Annotated in this window: 12 protein-coding genes; 9 read left to right on the forward strand and 3 right to left on the reverse strand. The window is 61.1% G+C overall.

The features are described from left to right. Nucleotides 1-3: 3 nt before the first annotated feature. Both BT115_RS10385 and BT115_RS10390 read right to left on the reverse strand, forming a co-directional pair. The gene (locus BT115_RS10385; protein ID WP_072322544.1) at nt 4-1,494 is read right to left on the reverse strand and encodes a LysM peptidoglycan-binding domain-containing protein; all 1,491 of its coding nucleotides are present in this window, start codon (nt 1,492-1,494) and stop codon (nt 4-6) included. Nucleotides 1,495-1,870: 376 nt separating this feature from the next. Then, nucleotides 1,871-3,184: a Do family serine endopeptidase gene (locus BT115_RS10390; RefSeq protein ID WP_255369427.1), complete on the reverse strand. Its 1,314-nt coding sequence runs from the start codon at nt 3,182-3,184 to the stop codon at nt 1,871-1,873. A 422-nt stretch (nt 3,185-3,606) separates the two neighbouring features. Between BT115_RS10390 and BT115_RS10395 the strand changes: the two genes are divergently transcribed. The 8 genes from BT115_RS10395 to BT115_RS10420 all read left to right on the forward strand — a co-directional run bounded on the left by BT115_RS10395 (nt 3,607) and on the right by BT115_RS10420 (nt 12,811). Continuing rightward, on the forward strand, nt 3,607-5,754 hold the full coding sequence (locus BT115_RS10395) for an adenosylcobalamin-dependent ribonucleoside-diphosphate reductase (RefSeq protein ID WP_072322546.1): 2,148 nt from the start codon (nt 3,607-3,609) through the stop codon (nt 5,752-5,754). A gap of 21 nt (nt 5,755-5,775) precedes the next feature. Next, nucleotides 5,776-6,765, forward strand: coding sequence for a histone (locus BT115_RS19060; RefSeq protein ID WP_218184759.1), 990 nt, complete (start codon nt 5,776-5,778; stop codon nt 6,763-6,765). Nucleotides 6,766-6,848: 83 nt separating this feature from the next. Beyond that, nucleotides 6,849-7,592 (forward strand): TSCPD domain-containing protein, encoded by a 744-nt coding sequence (locus tag BT115_RS10405; RefSeq protein ID WP_072322547.1) that lies wholly within the window; start codon nt 6,849-6,851, stop codon nt 7,590-7,592. 35 nt (nt 7,593-7,627) lie between these two features. Further along, nucleotides 7,628-11,089, forward strand: coding sequence for a P-loop NTPase fold protein (locus BT115_RS10410; RefSeq protein ID WP_072322548.1), 3,462 nt, complete (start codon nt 7,628-7,630; stop codon nt 11,087-11,089). A 60-nt stretch (nt 11,090-11,149) separates the two neighbouring features. Further along, the gene (locus BT115_RS18940) at nt 11,150-11,785 is read left to right on the forward strand and encodes a hypothetical protein (RefSeq protein ID WP_255369439.1); all 636 of its coding nucleotides are present in this window, start codon (nt 11,150-11,152) and stop codon (nt 11,783-11,785) included. Beyond that, entirely contained in the window at nt 11,692-12,144 is a 453-nt protein-coding gene (locus tag BT115_RS18945; RefSeq protein ID WP_255369404.1) for an SOS response-associated peptidase family protein, read from the forward strand. The genes BT115_RS18940 and BT115_RS18945 overlap by 94 nt, the downstream gene beginning before the upstream one ends. A gap of 81 nt (nt 12,145-12,225) precedes the next feature. Beyond that, nucleotides 12,226-12,480 carry a hypothetical protein gene (locus BT115_RS18435; RefSeq protein ID WP_143144529.1) on the forward strand — a complete coding sequence of 85 codons (255 nt, stop codon included), beginning with the start codon at nt 12,226-12,228 and terminating at the stop codon, nt 12,478-12,480. Between the two features lie 13 nt (nt 12,481-12,493). Beyond that, nucleotides 12,494-12,811 carry a hypothetical protein gene (locus BT115_RS10420; protein WP_072322549.1) on the forward strand — a complete coding sequence of 106 codons (318 nt, stop codon included), beginning with the start codon at nt 12,494-12,496 and terminating at the stop codon, nt 12,809-12,811. Between the two features lie 1,074 nt (nt 12,812-13,885). On the opposite strand, the gene BT115_RS10425 is transcribed toward BT115_RS10420, so the two are convergent. Further along, the gene (locus tag BT115_RS10425; RefSeq protein WP_343124052.1) at nt 13,886-15,787 is read right to left on the reverse strand and encodes a 3'-5' exonuclease; all 1,902 of its coding nucleotides are present in this window, start codon (nt 15,785-15,787) and stop codon (nt 13,886-13,888) included. A 368-nt stretch (nt 15,788-16,155) separates the two neighbouring features. On the opposite strand from BT115_RS10425, the gene BT115_RS10430 reads away from it, so the two are divergent. Then, nucleotides 16,156-18,759 carry a dermonecrotic toxin domain-containing protein gene (locus BT115_RS10430; RefSeq protein WP_072322550.1) on the forward strand — a complete coding sequence of 868 codons (2,604 nt, stop codon included), beginning with the start codon at nt 16,156-16,158 and terminating at the stop codon, nt 18,757-18,759. Nucleotides 18,760-18,795 lie beyond the last annotated feature (36 nt).

The following is an 18,795-nucleotide window of genomic DNA, read 5'->3' on the forward strand; positions in this document are numbered from 1 at the left end:
GGCTCAGCGAGCGCCGACGTTGAGCACCTGGCCGAGACGGACGTTGTTGTCCTTCAGGCCGTTCATGGCGCGCAACTGGTTCACGTCGATGGCGTTCTTCTTCGCGATCGAATAGAGCGTGTCGCCCTGCGCCACTTTATAAGTGCGCGAGGCGGCGGGCTTGCGCTCCGCAGCCTTGGCGACGGTCTTGCTGGCCTTGGCGGCCGGCTTGGCCTCGGCCACCTTCGGCGTCGCCACGGCCTTCGACTTCTCGACGGCGTCGGCCGGCGCGGCGGCGATCGGGCGGGCAACGGCCTTACCCTTCACCGTGACCGCATCGGCAAGCACCTTCGCGAAGCGACCGCCAGTCTTGGCGTTGTCCGACGCGGTGAAGGCCTCGACGCGCACGCCTGCAAAGCCCATGTGCGCCGTGGTGGTGACGCTGGCCACGACCTTGGCGAACTGCGACGGCTCCGCCGCGGTGGCGACCGATGCCTTGGCTTCCTTCGCCGCCTTGGCGCCCTTGCCGGCGACCTGCGCCTTGGCAACGGCGGTTTCCTTCTCCACCGCGGCCGGGGTCGGCGTGGCGGATGCCACGGTCGGCGTGGTCATCGCCTGGCCCACATTGGCGCGCGTACCGACGGTGGAAGCGATCGCGGCACGACGCGCGGCATCCTTCGACGCCAGCGACGCGCCATCGGCGTACGGCACGAGGCTATGCGAGCGCAGCAGCGAGCTGCCCTGGCTGGAGGTGAGGAAGGTGATGAACTCCTTGATCTCGGCCGCCTTCGGGCTGCTCTCGTTGGAGACGAGATAAAGCTCGGTGAACAGCGGATAGGTGCCGCTGCTGACCGTGGACATCGACGGGGCGACGCCATCGATGGAAAGGATCTTCACCTTCTTGTTCGACGAGACGCCGGCAAGCGTGGTGGCGCCGAGACCCTGCTTGTCGAGGGTGACGCCTTCTTCCAGCTTCGCCACGTTCACGTACAGGCGCGGCGCGGCGACCGGCTGGTTGCCGCGGCCGAACAGCAGCTTGCGCAGGCTGTATTCCACGCCGTCGCCCGGGCTCGCCACCGCGTAGAGGTTGATCGGCGCATCGTTGCCGCCGAGTTCCTTCCAGTTGGTGATGTGCCCCATGTAGATCTCATGGAGCTGCTTGATCGTGATGTTGCTCACCGGGTTGGACGGGTAGGTGACCATCACCAGCGCATCCCACGCCACCGGCGTGAAGGTGAGCGACTGCTCGGCGCCACCGATGCCCGGACGAGCCGAGCCCGCGAGATCCGCGCTGCCCTTGGCGACTGCGTCGATACCGGAGGCGGTGTTGAACGGCTGCAGTTCGATCTTGCCCTTGCCGGCTTTCTCCCACGCCTTGGCCACGTCGGTGACGACGCCGCGAGCGGTGGTGATGTCGCCGCGCCAGACGAGTTGCGGTCCGGCGGCAAGGACGGTGGCAGTGGCGCTAAGGCCAATCAGCGTGGCGGTGAACAGTCGCGCGAAACGAAGAGACATGGACGGCTGGAACCTCGGGATGGACTGGATAGGCGAGCTAGGCCGCAATTGTGGGCCATCCCAGGCCCGGGCGCAGCATTGACATCTTGCAGCATCCTGCCGTCAGAAAACGGAACGTAACCTGTAGGGGATGCTTTTCACATTTGACTCGGGCTTTTAGCCGTTGTGGGAGCCGCCATCCTTCGCCGTCGTGGGAGCCGCCATGGCGGCGAGGGAAACTTGCCGGTGGGTACGACTTGCCAAGTACTACTTGCCGATGAGGACCGCTTGCCGGTGAGGACCACTTGCTGGTGGGAGCCAGCCTGCTGGCGATAAGCCAACGAAGCAATGAAGCGGCAAGGCAAGCTCCCATCGCCAGCAGGCTGGCTCCCACCATTCACAGCACCACGTAATACACGGCGTCGTCTCGCACTACCGTGAGCAGCAATTGCCGCCCGCCCAGCGAGCCGGTGGTGGGCAGGCTCTTCACACCCGCGATGCGCTTCTGCGCGATGCCGATGACGATGTCGCCGTCCTGCAGGCCGGCCGCAGCGGCCGCCGACCCTCGCCGGACGCCGCTCAAGGCCACGCCGTACAGCCCTTGCGCCTTCTGTTCGGGGGTGAGGTCGTTGAGCGTGACGCCTGCCAGGCGACGGTCCACCTTCGCGCCATCGAGGGTGGCGATCTTCGGTGCTTCCACGGTGGCCTCGACGTCGCGCGTCGCGCCGCCCCGGCGCACCGAGAGCGTAGCCTTCGCGCCCAGAGGCAGCAGGCCTTCGGCGTTGCGCAGGTCCTGCGCCGCGCGCACGGGCTTGCCGTTCACGGCCGTCACGACGTCGCCGGTCTGCAAGCCAGCGCCATCGGCTGGTGATCCGTCGTCCACGCGCGTGACCACCGCGCCGTTGGTGTCCTTCAGGTTCAATGCCTGCGCGATGCGCGGCGTGATGTCCTGCACCTCCACCCCGAGGTTGCCGCGGCGGACCTTGCCGTAGGCCAGCAACTGCTTCATCACGCTGGTGGCGAGGTCGGTCGGGATGGCGAAGCCGATGCCCACGTTGCCGCCCGACGGCGTGAAGATCATCGAGTTGATGCCGACCAGCTCGCCGCGCAGGTTCACCAGCGCGCCGCCGGAGTTGCCGGGGTTGATCGACGCGTCGGTCTGGATGAAGTTCTGGTAGCCCTTGCCCAGGCCCGAACGGCCCAGCGCGGAAACCATGCCGGACGTGGCGGTCTGGCCCAGGCCGAAGGGATCGCCCACCGCCACGACGAAATCGCCCACGCGCAACTGCGAGGAATCCGCGATGGGCAGCGCCTGCAGGCGCTCGGCGGGAATCTGCAACACGGCCACGTCGGTGTCGGGATCGCTGCCGACCAGCTTCGCCTTGAAGTCGCGACCGTCCTGCAGGGTCACGGTGATGTCGTCCGCGCCGCCCACCACGTGATGGTTGGTCAGCACGTAGCCCTTGGCCGCGTCGATCACCACACCCGAGCCGAGGCTCTGCTCCACGCGCTCGCGCTGGACGCCGCGGTCGCCGAACAGCTGGCGAAACAAGGGATCGTCGAAGTAGGGATCGCGGGCGCGCACCCGCGTCTTCGTCGAAATGTTGACCACCGCGGGCGTGACCTTCGCCAGCATCGGCGCCAGGGAAGGCGTCGGCTGGCCGTCGATGGCCGGGGGGATCGCAGCGAAGGCGGGGGACGCCAGGCCCATGGCGAGGGCAAGGCCGAAGGTCAGCAAAGTGGTTCGCCGGTAACTGCTGGCGGGCATTGAAAAGCTCCTTGTCTGGTGTTGCTCGGGACACGCGATCGGCGCTTCGACCACGGCACGGGCCCGCGGGTTTCAATCCTTGCGACGCCCGTTCGCGACACTTTACATCGACCCCCGCCGGGTTTATGGTTCACACCGGCCGCAACCACAACATCTTGTGTTTCGTCGTTCGCTATTTACCAAGTGCTGGTGCTGCGGATCGTCAGGTACAAGCTTCAAACCAGCGTCGGCAAAGGCTTTTCGGGCCGACGGTGGAACCGCTAGGGATGGTCGACGAAGACTCCGGGGGGAGGCGTCGACGGGTTGCGCCGACGCATGCCAATAAGAACGGCCTCTCAAGGTCGAGAATCGAGGACGACACATTCATGAGCACTGCACGTGCGCAAGCCATGGGGCTTGAGACCGCGGCGATTCCGCTTCAGCCCGCCTCGTATGACATCTGGGACAAGAAGTATCGTCTGAAGGCCAAGTCCGGCGACCCCGTCGACGGCTCGGTGGACGAGACCTACAAGCGCGTGGCCCGCGCGCTCTCCGACGTGGAAGCCACCGAGGAACTGCGCCACCACTGGTTCGAGCGATTCCTCTGGGCGCTGCGCCGCGGTGCGATCCCCGCTGGCCGCATCACCTCCAACGCTGGCGCGCTGGAGCACAAGCCCGCCACCTCGACCATCAATTGCACCGTGTCGGGCACCATCCACGACTCGATGGACGACATCCTCGAGAAGGTGCACGAGGCGGGTCTCACGCTGAAGGCCGGCTGCGGCATCGGCTACGAGTTCTCCACGCTGCGCCCGCGCGGCGCCTACGTGTCCGGTGCCGGTGCCCACACCTCGGGCCCGCTGTCGTTCATGGATATCTACGACAAGATGTGCTTCACCGTCTCGTCGGCCGGTGGCCGTCGCGGTGCGCAGATGGGCACGTTCGACATCGCTCATCCGGACGCCAAGGAATTCATCCGCGCCAAGCGCGAGGATGGCCGCCTGCGCCAGTTCAACCTCTCGCTGTTGATCACCGACGGCTTCATGGATGCCGTGGAGCATGATCAGGAATGGCCGACCGTGTTCCCCGTGCATGTGAAGGAACAGGGCGAGATCGACCTCACCGACCCGACCAAGGTCGTGTGGCGCGAGTGGCCCACCACCGAAAACTATGTCACCCGCGACGACGGTCTGGTGGCCTGCAAGATCTACGGCCACATCCGTGCCCGGCACCTGTGGGACATGATCATGGTCTCGACGTACGACTACGCCGAGCCCGGTTTCATCCTCATCGATCGCGTCAACGAGATGAACAACAACTGGTGGTGCGAGCACATCCGCGCCACCAACCCCTGCGGCGAGCAGCCGCTGCCGCCGTACGGCTCCTGCCTGCTGGGCTCGGTGAACCTCACCACCTTCGTGCGCGACCCGTTCGGTCCGAAGGCCCGTTTCGACTGGGACGAATACCGCGAAGTGGTTCGCGTGTTCACCCGCATGCTCGACAACGTGGTGGAAATCAACGGCCTGCCGTTGCCGCAGCAGCGTGAGGAGATCCTCTCCAAGCGTCGCCACGGCATGGGCTTCCTCGGTCTGGGCTCCACGCTCACCATGCTCAAGATGCGCTACGGCGCTGCCGAAGCCGTCGCCTTCACCGAAGAGGTGTCGCGCGAAATGGCGGTGGCTGGCTGGGAAGTGGCCCTCGAACTCGCCAAGGAAAAGGGTCCGGCTCCCGTGCTCGCCCGCGAATACACCGTGACCGGCGACATGCTGCGCAAGCGCCCGGAAATGGCGAAGGACGGCTGGAAGGTCGGTCAGACGATCAAGGGCAGCGTGCTGCACGCCAAGTACTCGCGCTACATGCAGCGCGTGGCCGAGGTGGCGCCCGAGCTGGTCGACGCGCTGGCACAGACCGGTGCGCGCTTCACCCATCATTCGTCGATCGCGCCCACCGGCACCATTTCGCTGAGCCTGGCCAACAATGCCTCCAACGGCATCGAGCCCAGCTTTGCTCACCACTACTCGCGCAATGTGATCCGCGAAGGCAAGAAGTCCAAGGAAAAGGTCGAGGTTTTCAGCTACGAGCTGCTGGCCTACCGCGCCCTCATCAACGGCGATGCCATGCCGTTCTCCGAGGACCCGAAGACCCGCCTGCCGGATTACTTCGTTTCTGCCGACGACATCAGCCCGAAAGAGCACGTCGACATCCAGGCCGCTTCGCAGAAGTGGATCGACTCCTCCATCTCCAAGACCGCGAACGTCCCGACGGACTATCCGTACGAAGACTTCAAGGACATCTATTTCTACGCGTACAAACAGGGTCTGAAGGGTTGCACCACCTTCCGTTTCAACCCGGCCGCGTTCCAGGGTGTGCTGGTCAAGGAAACCGATCTCGAGAACACCCTCTATCGCTTCGAATTGGAAGACGGTAGCGTTGTCGAACTGAAGGGTAACGACGAGGTCGAGTACGACGGTGAAATGCACACCGCCGCGAACCTCTTCGATGCCTTGAAGGAAGGCTATTACGGCAAGTTCTGACCCCGCGGAGAGGGAACACGTATGTCGATCGAAAATCAGACCGTCGAGGGCGAACTGCCCTTGGACGATACCAACGACACCGATCATTCGGCGACGACGGAAGGCGACACCGCCCCGGTCGAGTCGCCGGCACCGGTCGTCGCGAAGAAGGTCGTGAAGCGCAAGCCGGTCGCCCGCAAGGTGATCGATGAGACGCCCGCGCTGACCAGCGACACCGAAGTGAACGGCGCGACCAGTGAACCCGCTGTCGCTCCGGTGCGTGCCAAGGCACCGCGCAAGGCCGCCGCGCAGAGCAGCGGTTCTGCCGAGTCGACCGAGACCACGGCCGCTGCGGCCGCGCCGTCGGCGAAGAAGGCTGCCAAGCGTGCGCCGGCCAAGAAGGCCACCGCCAAGAAGGCGGCAACGAAGAAGGCACCGGCCAAGAAGGCGGCTGCGAAGAAAACGGCTGTGAAGAAGGCCGCGGCGAAGAAGTCCGCCGTGAAGAAGGCAGCAGCCAAGAAAGCCCCGGCCAAGAAGGCGGCGGTGAAGAAGGCAGCCGCCAAGAAGGTGGCAGCGAAGAAGGTCGCCGCCAAGAAGGCGACGAAGAAGTCGGTCGCCAAGAAGGCCAGCGCCAAGAAGGCGCCGGCTCGCAAGGTCGCCGCGAAGAAGGTTGCCCGCAAGGCTGCTGTGAAGAAGTCGGCCGGCCGCAAGGCCGCCGGCAAGACGGTCGCTCGCAAGGGCGCGGCCAAGAAGACCTCCGCACGCAAGGCCGCTGGCCGCGTTGCGAAGAAGGCCACGCCGGCCCGTAAGGCGGCGAAGAAGGCCGTCGGTCGCGGCGCCGCGAAGTCGGCAGCCCGCAAGAGCGCGGGCCGCAGTGCAACGAAGAAGACGGTCCGCAAGGCCGCCGGCAAGACGACGGCTCGCAAGGCCGTCGGTAAGAAAACCGCCGCCAAGGCGGTAAAGAGGTCCACTGCCAGTAAGACCGGCCGCACGTCGGCGCGCAAGAGCGCCGGCCGTGGCCGCCGCAAGTAAGTAGTACCCATCCGGCCCGGCGTGCGCGCCGGGCCGGATATCCCTCCGGGCGCGCCGCCACCGATCAGCAAGAGTAGAGAGTCATGGCGATCAAGATCGAAAAGAAGATCAAGGGCTATAACGTCGTCAAGCCCGAGGACAAGGCCGCCCCGGCCCCCGCCCCTGCGCCGGTGAAAGACACCGCGCCGGTGGCTGAAGTCATCCAGATGCACGAGAGCCTCGAGCGTCCGGAAACCCTCGTCGGCAATACGTACAAGATCAAGTCGCCGCTCTTCGAGCACGCGCTGTACGTCACGATCAACGACATCGTGCTGAATGCCGGCACCCCGCATGAGCAGCGCCGCCCCTTCGAGCTCTTCATCAACTCGAAGAACATGGACCACTTCCAGTGGATCGTGGCGCTCACCCGTATTCTCTCCGCCGTCTTCCGCAAGGGTGGCGACGTGACCTTCATCGTCGAAGAGCTCAAGGCCGTGTTCGATCCGCGCGGCGGCTACTTCAAGGCGGGCGGCGTCTACATGCCCAGCATCGTCGCCGAGATCGGCGGCGTGATCGAACAGCACATGAAGTCGATCGGCCTGATCCACGACCCCGAAATGAGCGAGGCCACCCGCCAGCTCATCGCGGAAAAGCGTGCCGCTTACGAGAAGGCCAGCGCCAAGCCCGCTGCCGCCGCTCCTGCCGAAACGGCCCCGACTGACTCACACACCAACGCCTCCGGCTTCCCCGCCGGCGCCACGCTCTGCGCCAAGTGCAATACGCAGGCACTGGTGCTGATGGATGGCTGCCAGACTTGTTTGAATTGTGGGTATTCGAAGTGCGGGTGAGTTAGTTCCAGCCCTACACGGCGAATAGAGGCTACATGCGGGCCACTGGCATCGGCATCAATGGATCTGATTCGAAGGTGGAGGTCGTTGTTGTGAATGCGGCTATCCAATCCGATGCCCCTAGTGACATCGATGAACTTGGGGCGCATGAGCGAGTTGCTGCGAGTATTGATCGGCTTATTGCGAACAGTTCGGGCGGGAAGACAATCGCGCTTGAAGGGAAGTGGGGCGCAGGAAAGTCAACAGTAATAAGACTCCTTGTCTCGAAGTGTAAGGCAAGGAACACGGCCGTCCATCAGTACGATGCGTGGGCGCACGCAGGAGACCCTCTGCGCAGGGCATTTCTCGCATCACTGATCGACCACCTCACCAACTTAAAGTGGTTGCCCGACGATAGGAGATGGAAGGCAAACTTAGATACCCTTGCCGGGAAGAGGCGCGATTCGGAGAAGATTACGTCTCCGAAGTTGACGGCATTCGGATTGTGGCTAGCCACATCGCTTCTATTGCTCCCCGGAGCGCTGATTTGTCTCGGGAAGAGCCTTGAGGCAATCTTCAACGCTCGCTCGATATATATCGAACCTTGGCCCTGTGCACTCTTCTGGCTCGGGCTCACTCTTTCCGTTTTCCCCCTCATCTTGTGCCTGGGGAATGTAGCTTATTGCAAATTTGTAGGTGAGCCCCGGCCAAATTATCTGGCCATTCTCTTAAATAAGCAGAGCACCATAGAAAAAATTTCTGTAACTGAGAGTGGGGATCAGACAACGATCGAATTTCAGCATTTCTTCAACGAGATCGTTAATTCTGCGCTAGGTGCCGACGCCACTCGGAAGCTCGTCCTCGTGATCGACAACCTCGATCGCATGAATGTCGAGCTAGTCGAGAATGTGTGGTCGCTCCTTCAGTCTTTTGTAGACATGTCTCAGTTTGCTGCTGAATCTTGGCATGCTCGCCTTTGGATCATAGTTCCAATAGCAGCTCCGCCAGACTCAGCGGGATCAGAAGCCCTTGGTCCCCATTTTAATGCACCGTTCCTGGATAAGATCTTTCAGGCCCGCTTCAAATTGCCGCCTCCGATCCTCAAGAATTGGAGGCCGTATCTCGGAAGTCGCCTTGCGGCAGCCATTCCAGCAATGTCCGTGGAAGAGCGAGAGCGAGTAGTTAACGTATTTCTGGCCGCTAGTGACATAGCGAAATTTCCAACGCCGCGAGAGCTCGTTCTTTTCGTCAATCAGCTGGTGGTATTCGCGGAACAGTGGAAAGATGAGTTTGCGCTCGACGTTGGCGCGGCCTACCTCGCTGAGCAAGTTGATACGCATTTACCGCTACTGATTGAAGGGAGGCTTCCACGAGCATCGGTCCAGAGACTGCTGAATATTGATCTTAAGGCAGCGTACGCCTGTATATATTTCAATACGGGCGATAGCGCAGACGCGTTGGATCTTCTTCAAAGGCCCTTGGCGACAAGCCTGGTTCTTAATGCTGGCGTTCAAGAGCTTGCGAGAAATCTAAAGCAACATGAAAGCTTTGCTCACGTGCTTTTGGGGGTCCTCGCTGAACTAGTGCCGCAGCTTCGTAATGACGCATTGAGCAAGTGCGTGGCGGCGATCTGCACAGTGGCGAGCGCGAATCAGTTGATCGATGGGAGAAAAGACGCAGAGAAAAGTCCTGCGGTTGAAGCGATTGAATCTCTACTTGTGAGCGAGGCTAGAGCCTGTGTTCGACAACTTGAAACCAGCATTTTGTTTAGCTCATGGATTGTTGGGCTCCTCGATTGCCTGAAGAGCTCACGGCATTACGAGCAACTGGTCTCTGAAGTGCAGACGAAACTAGAAACTTTCAGGTCCTACTCTTCGGACGAGCTCGCCTCCTTAGAAAAGGAGGGGCGGAAGGAATATCTCACGCAAACGCTGAACGGACTTCTGAACGTAGCTGAGCTTGGGGCGCGTCTAGAAATCTCGGAGTCCGATATTAGCGTGCCAGCGGTCGATGCGGGCTTCGCCAGACTGTTGCATGATCTCGGCGATTCGGTAAGCGAAGGTTTGGTCCGGAAACTCAATCCAGTGAACGGTGAGTTGGGCGCGACTCAATATATAGCGAAAGAGATTGTCTCCGGGGATTTCAGTTCCGTCGATACAGCATGCTTAAACTGGCTAAGGCTTCGAGGCGGAGACGTCCTAACAACCGTTGTACGTGCGATGGAGACGCTAGGCGAGCAAAGTGACAGCGTTACACCGAGGTATTCGCTTCGAATCACGGAGGCATTCTTCCGTCTGCTGAGCGAGGGCGCATCCTTTCCGCGTAGCTTCGATAACGAAATTACCGAATCTTTTGCGAAGTTGATCGCTCCTTGTTTGAGCGATGATGGTTATGACGCCGCGGCTGATTTGATACTCATCGCTATAATGTCGTGCGAGGTCGGGAGCGAAGATTCGATGAAGGCGCAAGTCGGCATCCTTGGGCTTGCGTCATTCTTTCAAGATCCGTCGACAAATCCAAAGCTTTTAAATGCATTAAAAGCGCGCATCACGTTGCGGAACCTCGCAGGGTGGCTCTTTAACTGGAGCTGTGTTTCCCCGGGGCTTGGTGCGCTTGCATCAGCTTACTTCCAGCCTAGAGCTACATTGAATTCTCACTTGTTAGAGCTTGATGTGAGCTCGTTAGATGCTGTGGACAATCTATGCAGCGCTATCGGTGACTATAAAGGAGTCGATCAATTCATAAGTCTTCGTAGCGACAACCCTGCACTTCTTGCTGCGATCAAGGCGCACGTGTCCGACTTCAAGAAGTGGAGGTGGCTTGACAGGGTTATTCGAACAAGTGGCGCTGATGCAGATTTAGGCGAAGTCCTAAGGGTGGCTTGCGACGAACTGAGAAGTCTTCGCACGGAGGATTGGCTGCCGGCGCGATATAATTCCTGGCAAGTTTCGCTCGCCCACGCTGTGCGCGATCGAGGACTTGATCCCGGTCTTTCTCGTTCGGGAGATCTCGTCCGCTCTCAGTTGGACCGGAGCGCTGGCGGCGAAACTGTCAGCTGGCCGGCCGATCATCTGTGGCGCTTCGCAAGCCTACAAAAGCGCGCCGTGCTTTCGTCTATTTGCGGCTTGGAGCTCGATAGGGCTTTCGGAGAGGGTTCTCATGTGCTGGAGGCAGGATATTGGGCACTAGCAAATCGCTTTCTTACTCGGGCCATCGAAGTATCGGATTCCGAGCGGGCCCGGAATTGCGTAGTGATAGCGATCGAGCGCATTGATCCTGCCGCTCTGAGCTGGCTGAAAGTAGCGCTAGTGGATTCGGCTCGACTGCAGGATTTGGTACGCGAGAAAGCTTTCAGGGAAGCTTGCTATGAAAAGATTAGAGCCGGTCTATCCATGCCGAAAATTAGCATCGAAAGCGCGTCTGCTCTGAGGTCCGTAAAGAGTGAGATCACACGACTTGTCCGAAAGAACAATAAAAAGCAGCGCGGCAGAGCGAAAAAAAGCAAAGGTGATTTTTGACATACCGGTTTGTCATATCGCCGCCTAATTATCTAATGCTAGTCGTATCCAGTCAGCGCAATGTGCTACTCCGCCAAAATCCTAGCCGACTTCCGCGCCTACCAACGCTTCGGTGGCACCCTCGACATGCCTGCTTTCGCGAAACTGGCAGGCTGGGCCGCGGAGGCCGGGACCTGGATGAGTGCCGTTCCGAAGGCCATGCGCAATGCCTTCCTCGCGTCTTCCCTGCCTGAAGATGAGGAAGCCAGAAGCGCGGCCATCAATGCCTATCGTGTCGCCGCGCTGGCGCAGGAATGCCTGATCGCCGAGCAGACTGATCGGCTTACTCGCGCCGAGGCCGTGCTTGCAGGCCCAAAACCTACGAAGAAGGCCGCCACCGAAAAGCGCGTCGCCACGAACAAGATCGCCGAAGCCCGCCGCAAACTCGCCGAGATTGGCGATCTGTCCATTCAGGACGGCTTCGACCGCATCTGGCCCGGTCATTACGCCCCGGTGTTGATCCGCGATCCGGCCTCCGGCGAGAGGAGGGTGGTCCGATGCGCTATCGCTGTCGGCTGCCCGGTTGGACGGCCACGGACGAACGCGAGAAGCCCGGTACGTACATGGCTCGGCGCGACAGCTTGTCTACCGTTTGGCGGAAGCTATGGGGTTACAACCATGCGGTGGTCGTGGCGAGTCGCTTCTTCGAATCGGTGAAGCTTCACGATCTTCAGCGCCGATCGCTCTCACCCGGCGAGCGGGAGGTGTCGGTCGAGCTGGAGTTCAGCCCGGAGCCTACGCAGGACATGTTCCTTGCTTGCCTTTGGCGGTATAGCGAACCCACGGACGACGAAGCCGGCTTTTACTCTTTCGCTGCCATAAGCCGGGCTCCACCGCCGGAAGTCCGGGCGGCAGGACATGACCGTTGCGTCATCGCCATCGAGCCGGAATACCTCGATAGCTGGTTGAATCCCGATCCGCAGCACCTGGCGGATCAGGAAGCTATTCTCGACGACCCGATCGACGTTTATTACGAGCACCGGCTCAGTGAACGGGATGGCTCGGCTGAGGATTAGCCTGCGCGCTGTTGTCGGCCACGACGATGCCACTGCCTGCGTCCGATCGCCGCGGTCTGCAAATACATATCCATCGCTTCCATGCGCGATTTCATCAGCGAGGCGCGCCACACCACGACGATGGAAAGTGAGGAAAAAGGTGCGTCTTCGCACGGCGGCTCTAGGGAAGACGCGCCTAGACGCATACAAGACTGCGCGCTGAAAAATGGGTTCAACGGGGCAGATGCCACCGAGCCTGAACATCACTTTGCACAGTCAGGTCCTCCCGACTGGCTGTACCCGGTCATACTTGTCGGGGCTGCCGCATATGCGCTGTTGAACGCAGTTAATCCGTAGAAAGTGGAAACTTATGACCAAGAATCTGCATGACGCTGTTTTTCATTCTCTTGAAATGACGTCGGCCGAGAGCACCACGGTTACCATCACGCTTTCCTACCATCCCAGCGAAGACGGCCGGGTGCGGACGCTCGGTCGCGTGGTAATTGCAAACGTCACGTCTTTTTGCAGCACAGTCGATCTTGCGCGCCAAGCGCGCCATGCGTCGTTTGGCAACATTGCCGACTGGTCGCCCTCGAAAAAGCGTGGTCAGACATTCTTTCACCTGGCCGGTGGCACCATTTCAATTTTTGGTGACGCACCCGTCGTTGAAGATATCAATCAGCCGTAGTCGATGATGTAATGTCCTTTCGAATCAGTTGTCGTGTGCGTAGGAAGTTCAGGGCGATCCGTCGGGATGGATGTGAAAACTGGGGGCGTTGACGTCAACAAAGGGTGTGGCAGCTACAGGCCCCTGCACAACGCAGTGGGGCAAGGCACTAACTAGTCGCAGATTGGTATCCGGATTGTGCGGGATCGCATGGGGCCGCTGAGGCGACGGTTGCGAGTTTTGGTTAAACCTACGCACGTGGTGGGATGTCCAAAGGCGCTAGTTGAGCCCCATAAGTCGCTAGCTCGACGTTCTAAAGCGTCGAGCCGCTATCGCGTTGCCCAGACAATGACGAGCCCCACGGGAATCAGCAACCAAAGCACCACCCCCAGACACCCCTGCGATTGCCGCGCTATCCCGCGAACCTCCATAGGCCGTCGAGGCTGAGTAGCTAGCCATGCCCGATGGCAGGGGCCACAGTAGAAGCGTTCCTTGCCCATTCGCCACGCGCCAATCGTGCGACGGTCGTGCGGAAACGTCTTGCGGCACTTCGCGCAGTTGTAATGGGTGCTCTGTGGGCGTCGCGGTCGTCGAAGGAGCCTCGCGAGGGAGAACACGACGAACACTGCGATAAGCAGATAGAGCGCTACGTTTTCCATGCGTCACGGATTCCCCTAGGTCCGATAGTGGCAGCGGCACGGCTACACCGCGTCGGACACCACGGCGAAGAGCCACGGTCGGGTGTCGGCGCATTAAACCCCGCGGCTCCGCTCCCGCGCCAGTCGCACCGTGTCGGAAAGAAAACGCGCGCTCGCGCGGTTGCTTTGTCTTGCCGGATTTGCCTATCGATCACTCGAGATCAGGAACGACCGTAGCGGTTTCGGTGGCGCAGCTTGCGCAGGCCTTGGCTTCGATCCACTCGCGTCGAGGAGGCCGAAGAAGCTCTCCACTGCGCACTTTCAGTCGCAGTTGTCTCACCGACTCACGTTGTTATTCGGTGTAGCCATCGACTGGCGACCATCGCCGGGACATGCCCCCTTTCTGTCCGTCAAAACGCCGTTCGTAACAATCGCGCATGGTCAGTCCACATGGCGATCACCCCGCCGCGCGAATCTCCCCAATAGCCCGATCCAGCAACGACACATGCAGCGATTCCGCGTCATAAAGCGCCATGACATGCTCGGTCGCACGTGTCATGGCGACATAAAGTAGTCGTGCTTCAAGCTGGCCGTCTTCGCCTTCGCTAGGCATCTGCCCGACACGCGGAATGAAGACCAGTGGGAACTCCAGTCCCTTGCTGCTGTGCATGCTGACGACCTTCACCGTGGGGCCGCCCTGAAAGAGTCTGGACTTGCCGCTCTTTTGCGCGATGCGCGCGTCGATGCCTGCACGGGTTAGCGCTTCATGGAAATACAGCGCATCGGCATCGCGGCGTACCACGATCGCCATATCGGACAGGGAGCGACCGTGAGCTTGTTCCTCGCGGATGCGCGCCACGATGATGGCCGCTTCGCCTGCGCGGTCGTCGGCGCGCAGCAGTTCGGGTATGGGGCCGCGACGGCCAGCGCTTTCCGGTGCGATCGTTGGCTGACCATCATCGCTGTCGGATGTTGGGTCGGACTGCGCCTCGATGAAGGCCTTGGCGACCGATAGGATTTCCAGAGTGTTGCGGTAATTGAGTTTCAGGATGGTGGTGTGTCCGACGGCATCGATGCCGACGCTCTTCCAGGAAAAACGTCTACGTTCCGCTTTGCCGTAGATGTTCTGGGTGTCGTCGTAGAGGACCAGTAGCGCATTAGTCTCGGGATCGACCATTTGAGCGACGAGGCGATACCAATCGGGCGCGAAATCGTGACCTTCATCGATCAGGATGGCGCCGTACTGACCGCGTGGCACCAGTCCCTTCTCCACGCCGTCCATCACCACCTGTGGAAAGCGCTCCCACATGCCTTTGCCCTTGGGCTTGTCAAGGTGGTAGGCCTCCATCTGCGCGTAGCACCACGCGTGGAAGTTGTAGACCTGCACCTTGTCTAACAGGTCGCGCTCGCCAAGAATCTGTTCCAACCGCGCTGCCAGCGTCTTGTTGAAGCAGAGCACCAGAATGGGACGCGTCAGTGCCTGCGCCAGATGCGCGCAGCGATAGCCGAGAATCATCGTCTTGCCCGAGCCTGCCACGCCATGAATGATGCGATGACCGCTGCCGAGCGAGCGCGCCAGTTGTTCCTGCTGGATGTCCATGACCTTGATGATGTCCGGAACATGGATAGCGTTCTTTGCCGATCCATCGAACAAGCCGAACTGGCCTTCGCCTGGTGCGACGCGCACTTCGGGAAAGAGATGCCAGCGCACGCGGTCGATCTGCGGAAGGGTGAGCGCATGCCTGAACTGCCAGGGAAACATGTCCCATAGACGCTTCTGAAGCGCTTCTGCATCGACGGAAGGCGTGAATTCGTCCTGGCAGATCACGAGAGCGGACGGAATGATCGCCCCCAGCCCAGCATCCTCGAACTGCTGGCGGGTGATGTTGGCGAGTACCACGCCATACGCCCATGGGCAGACCAGCTTGCCGGCGTAGGGCGACTCTGGTGGGTGCCGAAGCATGGGGTCGCGTTCCAGAACCACGCCAATTTCTAGCGCATAGAGCCGAGCCTGTGCGACCGGGTTGCGTTGATGCACCAGGCCGCGGTCCGTCAATAGCGTGAAGGAGTCCTTGCTGGACTCGTGAATCGTTTCCAGCTTCCAATCCTTCACTTCAAGGACCAGCAGGCCTCGCCGCGGATGGAACACGACGAAGTCGGGCTTGCTGTACTTGAGGCCGATCGGCACGTCGTACCAGAGCAGGTAGTCGTCATCGAGCTTCTGTTCAAGGCGCTCGGAAACGCGTTTCTCTCCCGCCGTCATGCGCGGCAGGCAGGTGGATCGTGACGGAATGAGCCTGGCCATCGTGGCCTCCCCTGGTCGACCGCCCGCGCCTTCGTCATCGCGCGTGCGGGTCATGCGTGATCTATCGCTCCGCACCTGTATCGGCGCAGCAGCGGTGAACTTCAGTCAAGGCTGACCATGGGAGCGCCCGGTCGATACGCGGATTCGGCAAGCCCTCAATCGGAGCGTGTTTCTGGCGTTGGCACCACGTCCATCGAGCCGAATCGGCCAGCAGGTCCGGCCGCTGCAAACCCACGCATCGAATCGGCGAAGTAGCTCACGGCAGCACGACGTGGCCGAGTCCGCGTCACGCCGACATAGGACAGCCCGATCGCGAGGCCGTTGCTATCGTTGCCCGGCTTCCAGACAGCGATTGACGCGCTGCGAAGTCTCCAGGCACGCCGGACTGCCGATCGTCCGGCTTCATGACAAGGAACGTTTCCATGCGCCACTCACTCCCCCTCACGCGACTTGCCGCTGGCCTGGCCCTGGCCCTGGTCGGCGCGATCTCGGTTCGCGCGACGCCTGCCATCGACGCGACGGGTGACACAACGATAAACACGCTGACGCAGGACGGACGCAAGCCGGTAGCGGCACCCACTTTCGCGCCCCTGTTCGCTACCGAGGCCGACGCACGTATCTTTTGGACGATGACCGAGGAGGCGCAGCAAGCGCCCGTTCCCGAGCCCCGCCTGGTGGCCAAAGCGTTTATCAAGGCGCACCTGAACGTTGACGGCGACGATTACGTGGTCGCTCATTTCGCCTCGGCGAAGACGCGCAAGGAAGGCAAACCGGACCAGATCGTCAAGCTAACCGATGCGCTGATGGAAGCCTTTCCCGAACATTCGCGGCACAGCTTTTTTGCGGCGTCCTCCGATGTGCTCGGTGGCGTGCTCAACGGAGGGGCGAGCCCGTCGCATTACAAAGCTTACGACCAGCTAATGCATAGCCGCAGTGCGATGGATTTCTTCTCCCATGTCGGCAAATTCCTGTGGAGCCGCGCGGGGCTTGGCTACGTCCGGAACACGCTTTTCGCCAAGGGGAACGTCGTCGATACCGCCTACGAGGACTTTCGCCTCCTCGACGACGCATTCGGCGTATTCCGCGCCAATGCGGGCTTCGCCCGCCGGCCGGACTTCCGTCTCTCCCAGATACTCGACAAGCTTGGGGTAAAGCTCACGATATTCGAGCTTCCGTACGTGAAGAAACTGCATGAGGACTTCGATACGTATTGGAAACGTGTCGGCCCCAACTGGGCGACGCTGGCGCGCTATCGATTCGTCGAGGAAGCTCGGCGTGCGCGTGCCTCCGGTGTGCTGACCCAGGCACAGTTCGAACGGGTCATGGCGGGCGGTGCGCCAAACACTCCTTTGCAAGGTCCGCTCACGATGCAGCAGTTGCGCGGCGGGAAACCTCGGTCGGTCCAGGCCCGTCGGTTCGATATTCACGGTTATACGTCGACCAATCTGCTGCGCTTCGTCAGTTCCGACAACAGCGAAGTGCTTTACATCCCTGGGCGCAGTCCGGGATTCGTTACCTTCGCCGACGAGGCGGGACTTCGACGCTGGGTGGCAGATCAGGCGAAGGATTCGGCGGCATTCGATGACCTCATGTCGCGCTTCTCGCTTTACGACCAGCAGGACGGTCTGTTCTGGTCGGGGGTGCACACGAGTTTGCAAAACATTGCCAGCGGTCATTTGCATGCGGAAGACAAGCTCGTCGACAACCGCAATGCTCTGATCAATGGCGATGTGTTCGAGGACATGCGCGCGCGCACCGAGAACAGGCTGCGCCACGACGCGAAGATGAGCGTCAGTACCTCGTGGGAGGCGTGGCGTACCACGCTGAAGCGCGGTGAAATCTTGCTCACGCCGCTGACCTTCGTGCCGGGTGTGGATGGGTTCGTAGTGCCCGTTACGATGATGCTCGATCTAGGGTTGAGCATCGATAGCGCGATTCATGGCCGAACGTTTGCGGAGAGAAAGGCGGGGTTGCAAGGAATAATGACTTTCGTTACGACCGCCTCGCTGAAAGCTACCTCCCCCGGGGTGGCCGCCCGACCCGACGTCGGGCCCGCTTATCAGGTGGATGATCTCATCCCGGCCAGGGAGTTCGAACAATTCGGGCTCGCGCCCATGGAGCGAATCAACGGTCGTATCGGTTACCCACTCAGCCCGGTGGGATCGCCGCGGTTGCCTGCAGCGGACGCGGAAGTGCCACAAGCCGACGTGCTGCCGCCGAATTACGATGAGGACGCGCCCTCGACCGATCTGGCGGCGCCTGCGGCAGCGAATCCGGCAGACGCGGGCTACCTCGTCCAGGTCGTCCCAGGGAGCTCGCAGCAACGATCATCCCAGGTCAACGAAGTTCTGAGGCGGAACATCGAGACCCAGCGTGCGCGCCTCGACGACTTTCGGGCGGAGTCGCTGAGAATCAACGGCCAGGGATACCAGGTGTCCACGGATCACTCCCTCGTGTATCGCTACGACATCCGCACGCCCGAGCAACTGCTCAGTGAGGGCGGGTTCGGCGCCTCCGGCAACGATGATGTGTTCGGTACCTTCAACGGTGTTCCGTCCATGTTGAGCACACCTTCCACGCGTGGCAATAGAACCATGCAGGCCGCCGACCGGGCTTATATGCATCGGATCATGGATCACGCCGTGCCGCTGCAGCCGGGGCAGGTGTTCCACGAATACGCGGTCTGGACCGAAGGGCGCGAGGTCGCCTCGGTGTCCGACAACGCCAATGTCGTCCCCTACGATCCGAGTTACGCCGAGGTACATTTCCCGCACGACATCGCCGCCCGCGATATCTACATCTTCGGCTCAGGCAACCCGCGCTATGCCGCCGCCATAGCTGACATCTTCGAGTCGCCTCACGTGTCCACGCCGTATGGCGTTCCGTTGGAAGCCCTGGTCGAGTACCTCGCAGGGCGACTCAACATCAACCTGCCCAACCGATTCAGCGAGCAGCGGCCTGCCCATTACCTGGATTTGCCGTCGTCTTCGGAAAGCAGCATGAACGACGTGCAGTCGCTTCCCTGAGCTCTACCCGTCTCCACGCCGGCGTCATGAGGGGCC

This window comes from Luteibacter sp. UNCMF366Tsu5.1, assembly GCF_900119235.1.
Taxonomy (GTDB): Bacteria; Pseudomonadota; Gammaproteobacteria; order Xanthomonadales; family Rhodanobacteraceae; genus Luteibacter; species Luteibacter flocculans.